General features: G+C 59.2%; 12 protein-coding genes. 2 read left to right on the plus strand and 10 right to left on the minus strand.

Annotated elements, in window-relative coordinates; all coding sequences use genetic code 11:
• The first annotated feature begins 51 nt into the window (after positions 1–51).
• Positions 52–984 (plus strand): LysR family transcriptional regulator, encoded by a 933-nt coding sequence (locus JC200_RS05995; protein ID WP_274435288.1) that lies wholly within the window; start codon positions 52–54, stop codon positions 982–984.
• 40 nt (positions 985–1,024) lie between these two features.
• Here JC200_RS05995 and JC200_RS06000 read toward each other — a convergent pair whose 3' ends face one another.
• Complete coding sequence (locus JC200_RS06000) at positions 1,025–2,584, minus strand: M20/M25/M40 family metallo-hydrolase (protein ID WP_274435290.1); 1,560 nt, start codon at positions 2,582–2,584, stop codon at positions 1,025–1,027.
• Positions 2,585–2,763: 179 nt separating this feature from the next.
• Here JC200_RS06000 and JC200_RS06005 point away from each other — a divergent pair, with 179 nt between their 5' ends.
• Entirely contained in the window at positions 2,764–3,978 is a 1,215-nt protein-coding gene (locus JC200_RS06005) for a cytochrome P450 (protein WP_274435291.1), read from the plus strand.
• Here the strand turns inward: JC200_RS06005 and JC200_RS06010 are convergent.
• The 9 genes from JC200_RS06010 to JC200_RS06050 all read right to left on the minus strand — a co-directional run bounded on the left by JC200_RS06010 (position 3,965) and on the right by JC200_RS06050 (position 14,011).
• Entirely contained in the window at positions 3,965–4,615 is a 651-nt protein-coding gene (locus JC200_RS06010) for a CoA transferase subunit B (RefSeq protein WP_274435293.1), read from the minus strand. The two genes, JC200_RS06005 and JC200_RS06010, sit on opposite strands and share 14 nt — an antisense overlap.
• An 83-nt stretch (positions 4,616–4,698) precedes the next feature.
• A complete protein-coding gene (locus tag JC200_RS06015; RefSeq protein WP_274435294.1) occupies positions 4,699–5,391 on the minus strand; it encodes a CoA transferase subunit A in 693 nt (230 codons plus the stop codon).
• A gap of 28 nt (positions 5,392–5,419) precedes the next feature.
• Positions 5,420–8,623 (minus strand): AfsR/SARP family transcriptional regulator, encoded by a 3,204-nt coding sequence (locus JC200_RS06020; RefSeq protein ID WP_274435295.1) that lies wholly within the window; start codon positions 8,621–8,623, stop codon positions 5,420–5,422.
• Positions 8,620–9,405, minus strand: coding sequence for a 3-hydroxybutyrate dehydrogenase (locus JC200_RS06025; RefSeq protein WP_274435296.1), 786 nt, complete (start codon positions 9,403–9,405; stop codon positions 8,620–8,622). Before JC200_RS06025 ends, JC200_RS06020 begins: the two co-directional genes overlap by 4 nt.
• 6 nt (positions 9,406–9,411) lie before the next feature.
• Complete coding sequence (locus tag JC200_RS06030; RefSeq protein WP_274436477.1) at positions 9,412–10,662, minus strand: prolyl oligopeptidase family serine peptidase; 1,251 nt, start codon at positions 10,660–10,662, stop codon at positions 9,412–9,414.
• Positions 10,659–11,672, minus strand: coding sequence for a branched-chain amino acid ABC transporter permease (locus JC200_RS06035; protein WP_274435298.1), 1,014 nt, complete (start codon positions 11,670–11,672; stop codon positions 10,659–10,661). The genes JC200_RS06030 and JC200_RS06035 overlap by 4 nt, the downstream gene beginning before the upstream one ends.
• Positions 11,672–12,538, minus strand: coding sequence for a branched-chain amino acid ABC transporter permease (locus JC200_RS06040; RefSeq protein ID WP_274435299.1), 867 nt, complete (start codon positions 12,536–12,538; stop codon positions 11,672–11,674). The genes JC200_RS06035 and JC200_RS06040 overlap by 1 nt, the downstream gene beginning before the upstream one ends.
• Entirely contained in the window at positions 12,535–13,275 is a 741-nt protein-coding gene (locus JC200_RS06045; protein WP_274435301.1) for an ABC transporter ATP-binding protein, read from the minus strand. The genes JC200_RS06040 and JC200_RS06045 overlap by 4 nt, the downstream gene beginning before the upstream one ends.
• A complete protein-coding gene (locus tag JC200_RS06050; protein ID WP_274435302.1) occupies positions 13,259–14,011 on the minus strand; it encodes an ABC transporter ATP-binding protein in 753 nt (250 codons plus the stop codon). Before JC200_RS06050 ends, JC200_RS06045 begins: the two co-directional genes overlap by 17 nt.
• Positions 14,012–14,052: the final 41 nt, after the last annotated feature.

Consider the following 14,052-nt stretch of genomic DNA (forward strand, 5'->3'; position numbering starts at 1 on the left):
GATGTGCTGTTGGCGGCGTCTTGTCCCACTTTCGGACGAGTGTTAGAATTCATGCGAATCAAGCGTGTAGAGCAATTTAACGACGACGGGGGCTCGTACTTCATGGAGACCAAGGACATCCAGTTGTTTCTCGCAATCGCTCGCATTGGGTCGCTCTCCCGGACTGCGGAACAGTTGTTCATGTCGCAGTCCACTGTCACGACCCGTTTGCAGCGACTCGAGCACGCTGTCGGCTACACGCTGTTCGACCGGCGACCAGACGGCGTCAAACTAACGGTGAACGGCGAACGGTTTTTGCAATTGGCGGAGCGTATGACGGCTATCGAAACCAAGATGACGCAGCCTGTCACAGCGAGCGAGCCGATTTTACGCGTGATGTCAGGCCGCGCTTTTGTCTCAACCGACGTCCCCGCGTGTTTGTCGCGCATGCTCAAGCACGAAAACGTTCGCCTAGAGGTTCGCATGGGCTTGTACGACGAGATGAAAGACGCGCTGCTCGCGGACCAAGTGGACTTTTGCTTTATGGGCGAACCAATCTACCACCCGCACATCCGCCTACTCGAGTTCGAGCCGGACGTGATCGATTTAATCGTGCCAAAGGGCCATTACTGGACTCACGACTTCCCGGGCATTCGTGGCCTTCATCATGCCCCGTTCATCGCCTTCGCCCGCGACGACGCCCCGTTTCGCAAGCGTGTGATGGGACTGCTTGCCAAAGTCGGCGTATACCCGAAAGTCCGCATGGAGCTAGACAGCATCGACGGTATCAAGGCTATGGTCGGCCATGGCCTCGGTGTCTCTTGCCTGCCGCGGCGGACTCTGCATGATGCCGAAGAAAAAGGGTACGTTCGAATTCCACTTTCCGACCCCGCTTGGGTACGGCCTACCTTCCTCATCTACCGCGAAAACCTCGAAAGTGACCCGATTGCCGAGCGCTTCATCCGTGTCGTGACAAACCACTACGAGCAAACCAAGCAGAATTAAACGCGCAAGAGCAAGCCATGAACACCCGCACCTGCGACTGTCAGTCCGCAGCGAGGCGCTGCGACAGCCAGGCCAACAGAACGGGCAAACGGCCAAAGGTATACTCTGCGTCTACACATTCGTCCGGTTGATGAGCGCCCGTACCATATGTGCCGACCATGAGCACTGGCAACGCTCGCAGCGGCGCCGGTGAAGCCGTGTACAGAGACGGGAAGTTGCGTCGGAACGCTGGGTCGTCCCAGTCCGGGGAAGGCGTCAGAAAGCTCAGGTCAGAGATGTACGGAAAGTACCGATGCAAAGCGAACGTCTCGCCAGTCTCTCCGGTAAACGTGGCGAGCGCGGTTGTCAGCCGGTTTCGCACGAGAATACCACTGTTCACCTTCGGCACTAGCCCATTCGCGAAATAGACCACGACAGCCGGACCCGAGCGGCCGCTCTTGTGTAGGAGGTGCTCCGTGATCAGCCGACAGCGCTCGCGCAGGTCCTGACTCAATGTGAGTGAGTCGGCAAAGGTGCGAACCTCGCTTTGGGTCGCTTGCCCGACTTCTTCCCAGAGGTCTTGGAACGTCAGCACTGGGATATCTGCAGCGACCACATCCGGATGTGACTCCTGTACGTCCGTCACCGCCAACCGCACAGTCTCGAAGAACAGCTCAAGTTGCTCGGCAGGACTTTTTTGCATGTGAAACAGATTGTAGTAGGCAGACGCCGACAAAGCCGTCTGTACGTCGTAGCCTGGTTTGTCGTCACGCTGGTGCAGACAAACCGGGTAGGGGCTCAGTTCACCGTCATCTTCATCGCAAAGTGCCTTGTTGTAGACAACGCGATTGGTGATGGCAGCGACGACAAGGTTCGGATCAAGTCCATTGTGCGGCTCCGCGGCATGACTCGGCACACCGCGTACATAGACTGCCGGAAGGAGCTTGCCGATGCTGCCAAGGTAGATGTGACGAGCGCCGCCGTCACCCGCCTGCCAACTGGTGTAGTCCGTGTTGATCGCAGCCTGCAGCGCAATCCCCTCTGCGGGCAAGTAGTCGCGCAGCCAAGCAGCGAGCGTCTTGACCCCGAGTGAACCCACTTCTTCGTCAGGTGTGGCCGAAAAGAACACGTCCGTCTCCGGTCCCTGCTCAGCTAGTGCCTCAAACGCCGTCAAGGCAGCCGCGACGCCGGATTTCATGTCCAGCACACCGCGTCCAAACAACCATTTCCCGGACCTCGCCCGCTGTGCCGCAACGGCCCCAAATACGCCTGATTTGACTTCCTCCGTTAACTCGAGTGGTCGAAACGCAAGGGACTCCAAGGCCCCAAAGTCGGACGTCCCGACCGTGTCCGTGTGTCCGAACAAAAGCACACCACGACGCGCTTGGGAATCGGCAGTTCTGTTTCTGGACCGCGCTGACATGTGCGCAATCAGTACGGGTCGGAACAGCGGGTCATCGACGGCAGGCACTAGGAACAACTTCATGTAACCAGCGCGGTACGCACTGTGCCGCATCAGACGGTGATGCAAATATTCAACGATTGCGGACTCACCTGGGGTTCCATTGACTGAAGGCATTGCCACCAAGTCTAGTGTCAACTGCCGTGTCGCCTCGTACATCCTGGCACCGCCTCCCCGTATTGCCCACGAGTATAGCGCAGTTGCGAGAACGCTGGTAGAGAGTGTCTACCCAAGCAGTCCCAGGACCTCCCTACTGCGCTACAATGGAGCGAGGGAAACCGCGAAGGGCGCAGAGTTCACAGTAAACTTTGAAGAATTCTCATTCTGGAGGTGCAGTGATGGAGTCCCTGTTTTCCGATCAGATGCGATTGAACCCGTTCCCGTTGTACCGGCAACTACGTGACCACAAGCCGGTTTTTTACCTCGACCCACCCGGTGTGTGGACGGTGTTTCGCTTCGACGATGTCAAAGCGGTTCTTTCTGATCACGCTCGCTTTTCGTCCTCGTATGGACCTCGCCAAGCCGCTTCTGACGCCACAGAGAGCGCCTTGCAAGGCGGCGTGGGTCCTGCTGAGCGCGCACGCCAAGGTTCGGTCCTAATCACGACCGATCCGCCTCGTCACACAGACCTCCGCTCTCTCGTCAACCGGGCGTTTACTCCGCGCGCGGTGGCAGCGCTCGAACCGCGTATCGAGGCCATTGCCCACGAGCTGCTCGACAAGGTTGCAGGAGACGGGCGGATGGACATCGTCGGGGACTTCGCCTATCCCTTGCCGGTCATCGTGATCGCGGAGTTACTCGGCATTCCTGCGAAGGACCGGGACAAGTTCAAACACTGGTCAGACGAGGTCGTGGCATCTGCAGACCGCATGGTCGGCGGTGAGGCCGCCGGGTCGCAACAGGCCCACGAAGAGATGAACGCTTATTTCCGGGGGATTATTGAAGAACGCCAGCGCGCGCCAGAAGACGACCTGGTGTCCGCGCTGTTACAGGCGCAAGACGGCGAGCACAAGCTGTCGGAGGGCGACATCTTGGCGCTCTGTTGGCTGCTCCTCGTCGCAGGAAACGAGACGACCACCAACTTGATTGGCAACGCAGTGCGGACCTTACTCGAACACGAAGAGGCGTTCGCACTCGTGCGCGAACACCCCACGCTGCTTTCTGGCGCAATCGAAGAGACACTGCGCTTGCGCTCGCCCATCCAGGCGATGTTCCGCCGGGCTGTCGAAGACGTCACCATTTCCGGTCAGGTCATTCCAAAGGACGCGCACGTCGTCGCGTTCATCGGGTCGGCCAATCGGGATGAGCGTCAATTTGCCGACCCCGATTTGTTTGACATCACCCGCACTCCGAATCCGCACATCGCGTTCGGACACGGCATTCATTTCTGCCTCGGCGCCCCGCTTGCCAGGCTGGAAGCGAAAGTTGCCTTGACCGTGCTGATGGAGCGGTTTTCAAGCTGGCAACTGGTCCGCGATTTTGAGCTCACGCCCGCGCGCGGCTTTATCGTGCATGGCGTCACAGAACTGCCGATGACGTTTACATCTCGGTGACAGTCTCCGCCGTGGTGAACGATGCCTCGGTGAGGCCACGAATCTCCTCGACCGTGTGGCCAGACGCAACTTCCCGCAGGACGAGGCCGTTTGGTGTGCAGTCGAAAACGGCGTAGTCGGTGATGATGCGGTGTACGACGCCTTTGCCCGTCAGCGGCAGCCGGCATTCCTTCAACACTTTCGGCTCGCCTTTCTTGTTGACGTGTTCCATCGTGACAACGACACGCTTGGCGCCGTGCACCAAATCCATCGCGCCGCCCATCCCTTTGATCATTTTGCCAGGGATCATCCAGTTCGCGAGGTCTCCCGTTTCCGAGACCTCCATGGCGCCTAAAATGGCGAGGTCGATGTGCCCACCGCGAATCATGCTAAACGACTCCGCACTGTCAAAGAACGCGCCGCCTGTACGCAGCGTGACAGTCTCCTTGCCCGCGTTGATGAGGTCGGGATCGACTTCAGCTTCGCTCGGGTACGGACCAATGCCGAGCATGCCGTTCTCAGACTGCAAAAATACTTCAACGTCGTCCGGAATGACGTTCGCCACCAAAGTCGGCATGCCAATGCCGAGGTTGACGTAGAACCCGTCCTGCACTTCTTTGGCTGCGCGAGCGATAATCTGGTCTCTCGTCAGTGGCATCTATCTTCATCCTCTCGAAACGTCTTCGCTATGGTTTCACTCATGGTTTGCCTCCAACCGCAGAGTGCAAAGGGCATTTTGTCTCAGCCGCGAGTAGTCCGCCGTTCGATGCGCTTCTCGTAATGGTCTCCGACCACGACGCGTTGCACGTAGATGCCCGGTGTATGGATGGAGTTTGCGTCTAGTTCGCCTGGCTCAACAAGTTCCTCGACCTCGACAATTGTCACTTTTGCCGCCGCACACATCATCGGGTTGAAGTTGCGCGCCGTTTCACGGTAAATGACGTTTCCGTAGCGGTCCGCCTTCCAGCCCTTGACGAGCGCAAAGTCGCCCCTGATGCCCTGCTCGAGCAGGTACTCACGACCGTCGAACGTCCTCGTCTCTTTGCCCTCAGCGACCGCTGTGCCCACGCCGGCAGGTGTATAAAACGCGGGAATACCTGCCCCCCCGGCGCGCAGGCGTTCCGCAAGCGTTCCTTGCGGTACCAACTCGACCTCCAACTCGCCCGACAGGAACTGGCGTTCAAACTCCTTGTTCTCGCCGACGTACGAAGAGACCATTTTTTTGATTTGCCGGTTTTGCAAGAGTAAGCCAAGGCCCCAATCGTCCACGCCGCAGTTATTGCTCACACAACTGAGCCCCGATGTACCGCGCATTCGTAGTGCCTCAATCAAGTGTTCAGGGATGCCTACGAGACCGAACCCGCCGACCAAGAGCGTCATCCCGTCCTGAATGTCTGCAACAGCCTCTGCTGCAGATGCAAAGACTTTATCCACGCTGTGCACTCCTCTCCGTGTTGACCCCCTAGCGCTGAGTATCGAGTAGCGCCTGGTACTCTTGTTGTGTGCTCGCCATCGGCGGAAGACCGAGTTCACGGTCGAGCACGCGTTCACATGTGCGATAGGTCTGTACGACCATAGCTCGATTGTACTGCATTGCATACGTTTTCATAAGCCAAATATACGCTTCTTCCCAAGTCGGGTCGGCGTCGAGTACGCGCCGACAGACATCGATGACATCCGCGTGTCGCTGCAGAGTGAAACACAGCGCCGAAAACTGCATGGCTGCCTGAACAAACTGGCGTTGCAAATTGTCTCGCTCCTGTTCGCACCACGACTCGTATTTCACCTCGGGCAAATACGGTCCCTGATAGAGTTCCACGACCTGGGCAAGGAGCGCCATTTGTCGCAACGGGTCCGCTTCAGTTCGGGCGTCTTGGACGACGCGCAGAAACAAATCGCGGTCGACCTCTAGCATCGGGTGATCGGTCAACCCATAGAGACTACCCTGCCGGACAATAAACGCTGCAGGACCTCGGCCAGGGCGACTCGGATCAATCGCGGTCGAGAGGACCGTCAATGCGACTTTAAAGTCCCGCTCCGCTGCAACCGGGTCACTGTCTCCCCACAGACCCTCACAGATTTCCTCTCGATGCAACAGGGTGTGCCTGTGCGTAAGCAAAAACTGAAACAACTGACGTGCTTTCTCCCGTTGCCAGTCTCGCCGTCCGATCTCGCTGAAGCCACGCCAAACGCAAAACCGGCCCAGTGTCTGCACCCGCAAAGTGTAGCCGGGGTGGTGTTCGACAGCCTCGCTGCCGAGAACGTGCAAGTAACGCGTAGACAAGCTGAGCGCCACAGCGTCGTCAGGTCGCTGCTTTTGCAAGAGCGGCACTAGCGCTTGCACGTCGCGCACGCCACAAAGCGTCTTGCGCTCGAGCAAAAACGTCCAGCCATGTCGCTCCACTGACTGTAGGACTGTCGAAAAATCCTCGCGCCAGCGACCGTCTTCCAAGTGGTTCCAAGCAATCGACCGCCACAATCTGCAAGCGGTTTCAAGAAATGTGTCTCCACACGATGCAAAGGCATCGATAGCGCTAGTCATTTCTTTGACCGCCGTATCGAACGCTTCGTTGACAGCGCACACCTGCCCATACGCGGCGCGCACCAGATTGGCCATCCAGACATCCCCTGCGTGCTGGGCAATCGAAATTCCTTGCAGCGCATAAGACCGTGCCAGACCGAGCTGACGACGGTATCCGTGTGCTAGGCAGAGACCGAGCAACGCCTCAGACTTCCCGCGCGGAACCTCCATCTCATCCATCGAGTCTGCAGCCGCTTGATAGGCCGACAGAGCCGCATCGCCAAGTGGGTTCGCAAGGTGCTCTGCATGCCCGAGCCGAATCAGCCCCACGGCACTGACAAACGGAGCACGCAGCGAATGCCCAACCCCGTGTCCGCGCAATGCCTGTTGCTTCGCTTGGGCCACTTCTCCACGCATTGCGTACATCAAGGACAAGAGCAACGTCGCCTCTCTGTGCGACAGTGCGTTGCGACCGCTCACCGCGTCAACTCGGACGCGAGGCTTCAGCCGGGTAATCACCTCGTCAATGGCGCCACAGCGAAGCAACAGCCGCATATCGCTGTTGTTGTTCGGCAGCCTGGCTCCAGGAAGTGTCACGAGCACAGACTGCAGGCGTTTCGCCCGCCCCGTCCGGCCTTGGTTAATGCAGTTTTCGAACGCCAGTTGCAAGAGGCTGACACGCGCCTCTCGGTCTTCGCGCGCAACCCACCTGCGGGCCCGCCGAATGTGCGTCTTGGCAGGGCCCGGCTGAATCGTATCGAGGTAGAGTCGCGCCCGCCCCATCTCCACCTGTGCTCGCATTGCCTGGTTGCCCTGTCGCCGGGCCAGTTCGTCGGCGCGTTCGAACGCTTCCATCGCTTCTGCAAAGCGGTTGATGTGGCGATAGACTTCTGCCTTCGCTACCAAAAGCCCTGCGTGTTCTGCCAGGACCCGTGCCGGAAGTCGGTCCAACCACCCCTGCACGGTCGAGACTTCCCCGCGCTCGAGGTAGTCCGGGATGTACGCGAACAGGGCGTTCGCCATCTGCTCGTCGTCCTGCAGCGAAAACAAGTATGGGATGGCGCGCGACTCCTGTCCGCGCTCAAGGTGCCATGCAATGGCCTGTTTCGCGAGCTGCTCCTGAGTTTGTCGATCGAGGGTCTTGGCGAGGTACTCGCGAACCAAAGGGTGCAGTTGATAGCTCGACCCGTCCTCTGCTCCCGTCAAATAACCCTTGCGTTCCAGGTCAGCAAACAGAACGCCGCTGTCTGTACGCCCGAGGACCTTGTCACAAAGCTCTGGTTCTAGTGTCGCGAATACGCAAGTCTGCTGTAGCAGCTGCCGTTGCAAGGGCAGCAAGTCAAGCAAAAACAGGCGTCCAATTTGGCTCTGAACCGAGGTCTGCTGGTCAAGCGCGGCCTGCAGTCGGGCAAACTGTCCATACTGTCGCCAGTCTCGTAAGAGCATCGACAGGGCCATCGCCATGCCTCCGGTGCGCTGTACGAGCCACCGGGCCTGCTGGCGGTCGAGCAGTCGGTGTTGGTCTCCGAACGGGCCTTCGTTGTAAAGAAATCCGACCTCATCCTCCGTGAACGCCAAGTCCCGCTCTCGCACCCACAAGACATTTCCGCGGTCGCTCTCGGCTTCGAGCGTGGGCAGCGCCGGGCGCGTACGCGTAACCAGTACGATGTGGACATTGGGTGGCAGGTGCGACAGCCAGACGTCCATCCACTGTAGCACAGGTGGGTCTTCATCGACGACTTGAAAATCGTCGAGAACAAAGACCTCCTCGTCATGCACGTACGTAGACAATACGTCCGCCATCCACTCTGCCGACAACTGCCAAGTCAGCGGCGAACGCCCTGCGTCAAGTATGCGCTCGCGCTCACTGCGAGGGACTTCGCTCGGAATCACAAGCTCACACATCTGCTCGACAAACCTAGCCCCGTAGCGATCCTCTTCGCGCAACATCAGCCACTCGACCGCGAGTTCACTCTGTTGGACGTAGTTCGCGACAGCAGTCGTCTTACCGTACCCTGCACCTGCTTTGACGACCGTGACCGGAAAATCTGGAACCTCGGAGAGCAGTGTCGTAATGCGCGGTCTCGGCACGTGCGTCGAGCGTGCCCGCGGCAGTGTGCGTCCGACTGGGCGTGAACCGCTCATTGCGCGACGTAGCCTCCGTCGATGACCACGGCCTGCCCGGTCACGCTCTTCGCTTTATCCGAGGCTAGGAAAACCGCGTAGTCCGCGACCTCTGTCGGGTCTAATAGTCGATGTTGCGGAACCAGCGGGTAAATCACCTCTTCCAGGACGCGTTCGAGCGGCACCCCGCGCGTGCGGGCCAAATCAGTCAGTTGATTGCGCACGAGCGGTGTATCGACGTACCCTGGACACAGGGCGTTCACCGTGATGCCGCTCATCGCCCCCTCCAGCGCCGCCACCTTGGTGAGACCGATGAGGCCGTGTTTCGCGGAATTGTACGCAGCCTTTCCGGCGAAGCCAATCAAGCCGTTGACGGAGGCGACGTTGATAATCCGCCCGCGTCCTCGGCTTTTCATGACCGGAAAGGCGTGCTTCATCGAGATAAATGGACCCACCAGCATCAAATTGATGATTTGCTGGAACTTTTCAGTCGGGAAGTCTTCCAGGTCCGCCACGTACTGCATGCCGGCGTTGTTGACAAGGATGTCGAGCGAACCGTACGTAGCGACAGCGAAGTTCAGCGTCTGCGTGATGTCCAGTTCAGAACTGGCGTCCGCGGCAAACTCCCGAACCTCTAAGCCATCCTGCCGAAGCGATTCTGCCGCCTCTGCGGCTGCGTCCGCGCGCAGGTCCGACAACACCACTTTCGCCCCTGACTCGGCGAGCGCTCGCGCGATGGCCAATCCAATTCCGCTCGCTGCCCCTGTGACAACAGCTGTGTTTCCGTTAAGAGTCTGCTCCATACTCGTTCACCTCTCGTCTGATGCTCCGCTCTGCAACGGGTCATCCAGCGTGTGTTCTGCTACCGCCGACAGCAACTTGTCGTATTCTGGCGTAAACTCCTGAATGCTTGCGTAGCGCCCTGATGCGGGCGGTTCAAGCCCGCGCTCTAACCAGTTCTCCAGGTAGTACAGAGCCGCCTCGAAGTAGGGTTGCACAGGCTGCTGGCGGTTCCAGCCACCGCGCAGCATACCGTCTACATGGTTGCCTCGCTCGATCTCGTACATTCGATGCCAACGACTTGCCTCCTGCTGTGCGACGAGTCTCGCGTACGCATCCGCGTTGTGGGAAAACGAAACCAGGCAGTCCCAATTTCCGGCGACGGACAGCAGCGGTTTCGTCAATCGCCCAGTATTCGCAATGGGTGTAATCCGCTCTTGAAGTACGTGCTGCCGCTCCTGCCAGGGATAGGCCGCGAGAGGCGTCGGATCACGCAGCCAGTCATTCGACCACGCAGCGGCAAACGGTTCCCAATCGGGGTCAAGCGAGCGTCCGTACAGCCACAGAGACAGTACCCAGTAGACCATGAAATACGTGTCCCAAACGGAACTGCTTTCAGGCACCAGTCCCGCCTCTTGGATGCGCTCCAGCGCGGCGCTTCGCTCTACCCCACTCCGGTCGCCGCGCCAGTTACAGTATATTGGATAATCGCGGACGTAGACGGGTAGGGTGGTCATCAAATGGCGCGTTTGCGCGTGCCACAGCACACCCTCCCACTCCACACCACCGTCAAACCTGTCCGGGTGCCGCTCCATCATCATGCGAACAATATAGCCACCGTTGCTCACACCGGCGATATAAGTTCGCTCTGCTAACTGGCCGTAGACGTCATGAACCAGTTGGCTGGCCTGGTCGACTAGTGCGACGTAGGCGGGTTCCCACTCAGCCATCGACCGCATCGGGTCACGTAGTGTGAGACCGGGCGTGGCCTTGTCACATGCGGCGAAGGCATACCCGCGTTGGAGTGCGATGTCACCGAGCAGCCAGTCCAGCGAGTACTCGTTTCGCACCGCCGGGGTGCCGCCGACGAGCAGTTTCCCGTTCCACAGTTCTGGGTCTGGCAACCTGATCACGGCTTTGGCCCGCCCAACATCGCCTGTCCAGACAAACCCGGGTACCGCTCCCCGGACCTGCGGTGCAGCAACTACGAGCGGCTCTGCCTCCGGGTTCACGCCGTGTGCTTTCGTTGTCAAATCGTCTACGTGTTGCGACGTCCTCATCTGTTCCACAACCGGCGTCCTCCCCACGCTTTGAGACTGCCAAGAATTCCTTTTGGCATAAAGCGGACAATTACGATGTAGAGGATACCAAACAAGATCAAGTAGTTTTGAAAAATGGGGACACTCCCGGCCAGGTTCGAGAGCCACGTCTCGGCACAGAGCAAGATGGCTGCGCCGAGGACGCCTCCGTACAAGGTGCCCATTCCACCGATAATTACCATCAAGAGGACGTTCAGAGAGACCGTGCTAACGTCGTACACGGTCGTGCTCACAAAGGCTTGCCCAATCGCGAACAGGGCGCCACCGAGCGCCGCAACTAGACCAGACACGGCGAAGGCCAGCGTTTTCACGCGCACGACGGAGTGACCAAGGGCAAAAGCCCGCGACTCGTTCTCCCGGATTCCCTTCAGGACGTCACCGACAGGCGACTGTACAAACCTCGTCAGAAACACTGCGACAACCGCCAAGCAGCCGAGGCAGAAGTAGTAGACACTTGTGTCTGTGCCCAGCCACATCGGCAGCGTCATCGTGAGCCCGTCATTGCCCTGTGTCAAGGAACGCAGAGCCTGTGACCCTGCCAACACGGAGAAGACCTGCCCGACGGCGAGCGTGATCATCGCAAAATATGTCTCTCGCACCCGCAGGGACAAAAACGCCACGAGCAGGCTGAGGGCAATCGCGATGGCAAAGGCGATGGCAAGTCCGAACAGCAAGCTCACCGTCGTACCGCCACTGCGTGAGAGGCAGATTGCCACGGCGTACGCGCCTGTTCCAAAGAACATCGCGTGTCCAAACGAGATGATGCGCGTGTAGCCAATCAGCAAGTCGTACGACATCGCGAACACACCGAACGCAAACACTTGCACGAGCAGAGACATCACACCGCCGGAGCCAGTCAGGACAGGGACGAGGGCCAACAGGATGAGTAGCGCAAGCGGCACGATGACCGCTCGGCGCGCACGCAAACCTCCACGTTGCAGAGCGCGGTCGGTAGACATTTCGCTCACCATCACACGACCTCCTTCGACCCGAACAGACCGTTCGGACGAATCACCAGGACAATGGCCATCACGATGACACTGGACAGCACCGCCAACGACGACGCGTAGTACGAGACGACGGCCGTAGCCACACCGATGAGCAAGCTGCCGACAAGTGAGCCCTTCAGGCTGCCGAGTCCACCGAGCACGACAATAATAAAGGCGTTGAGTTGCATATCCATTCCCATTCCTGGGGTCACCGAACCAAAGTATGGGCCTGCAAGAGCACCGGCGAATCCGGCAAGCGCTGCCCCGAGCACAAACACCGCGGTAAATACCCGTTTGATGGCAACGCCGCGGGACTGGACGAGTTCCGGATTTGTGACACCCGCTCGCACCACCAACCCGAGGCGTGTGCGAGAGAGCAAGAGCACAAGTGCGACGTACACGAGCGCACCCGCAACGACGGCGAACACCTGGTACTCAACAATCACCACGTGGCCAACGATCCACGAATGACCGAGCACGGGGGGCGGGCTCGAGTTTATGGGGTCGCGCCCGAACGGAATCTTAATGAGCTCCGACAAGATGATGAAAATGCCCATGGTAAGCAACAGTTGTTGGGTACCCTGACCGTAGATCGCGGCGAGCAGACCGCGCTCGGAGAGCCACCCGAGCAGCGCTCCAGTCACCAGCCCGCCACATACGGCGATGAAAAAGTTCCCTGTGGCCGTGTACAGGAAGGTGCCAAGGTAAGCACCCCACAGGTAGACCCCCCCGTGTGCAAAGTTGATGACACGCAGGAGCCCGAAGATGAGGGTCAGTCCTGCGGCCATAAGAAAGTAGATAGCGCTGTTCGCCACCCCATTGATGAGCAAGGTAAGCGCTACGGTCATGGGTTCTCCCCCTTCGCAGTGACCTGGACACCAAGATAGCGCGCCTTGAGCTCATCCGATTGAACGAGGTCCGCCATCGACCCTGCCGCTACGGTCTCCCCGTCGTCGATCAGCACAAACGTCTGTCCCACTCGACTGGCCAGGTAAAAGTTTTGCTCAACCAGCAAAATTGTGGTCGCTCCCCGCAGGTCCTCAAACACCTCTCCCAGCCGCTCGACAAACAGCGGCGAGAGGCCTTTGCTCGGCTCGTCGACCACCAGACACGCCGGTTCCTGCACCAGAGCACAGGCCATTGCAAGCATCTGACGCTGTCCACCGGAGAGAGTGCCGGCAGGCCGGGTCCAGGCGGCCCGCAAGTCTGGAAACACCGCCAGTGTCCGTTCGAGCACCCCCTGTGCGTCGGAAGTTCTGGGTTTTTGTGCTGGCATCGACAGGCGCAGATTATCGGCCACGGACAGTGGCGCAAAGATGTTCCCGTCTTCCGGCACATAGGCAATGCCGAGCTTCGCGCGGTGGTGTGTTGGCAAGTCCTCAATTTGGCGGCCTGCAAACCGAATCTCGCCAGAACGGGTCGCCAGAAATCCCATCAAGGTGCGCAAAGTACTCGTTTTCCCCGCTCCGTTGCGCCCAAGCAAGACAGTGACACCGCCCTCCGGCACCTGCAGCGAAATGTCGTGTAAGATGTGAAACTGTCCAATATCCGCCGCAACGTGGTCAAGTTCAAGCAGTGGTGTCATGGCGACCTCCAAGGTATGCGGCTTCCACTTCCGGATTGGCCATGACTTCATCAGGCGAGCCAACCGTCAGCAACGTGCCCTGGTGCAAGACGGCGACACGGTTGGACAACCGCATCACGACCTCCATCTTGTGTTCGACAAGGACCATCGCGTAGCGGCCACTGTCTTTCAGTTGGTGAATCAGGTCCAGAATCTGCGGAGCTTCCGCCAGGCTGAGACCTGCAGTCGGTTCATCGAGCAAGATGACGCGCGGCGCAAGCGCAAGCAGCATGGCCAATTCGAGTTTGCGCTTGTCGCCGTGCGAGAGGGCAGACGCTGGCGTCTGCGCCAGTTTGGACAACCCGACCGCGGCCAGTGCCTGCTCCGAGCGCTCCCACACGTCCTCTGGCGTGCGCCGAAGCGCCTGACGGAGTTTCACGCCGCGAGCCCCCAGCACGGCTAGTTTGACGTTCCCAAGCGCGTCCAGGTCCGGGAACAAGTTCGTGCGTTGAAACGACCGCCCAATGCCAGCTCGCGCTCTCGCATCTGCCTTCCAGTTGGTAATATCCACTCCGTCATACAACACCCGACCGGCCAACGGGCGAAGTGTTCCGCTCATCGCGTTGATTAGGGTCGTCTTGCCAGCCCCGTTTGGTCCGATCAGCGACACGAACTCCCCTTCGCCCACCGCCATCGACACATCCTGCACAACGCGCACACTGCCATAGCCAATCGACACATCGGTGAGTTCAAACACGGCTCCACCCCGCCCTCGGCAACGACTTCACGCAAGTTTTT

Origin of the sequence: Alicyclobacillus sp. ALC3, from assembly GCF_028751195.1 — a bacterium.
In the GTDB taxonomy this organism is placed as follows: Bacteria; Bacillota; Bacilli; order Alicyclobacillales; family Alicyclobacillaceae; genus Alicyclobacillus_L.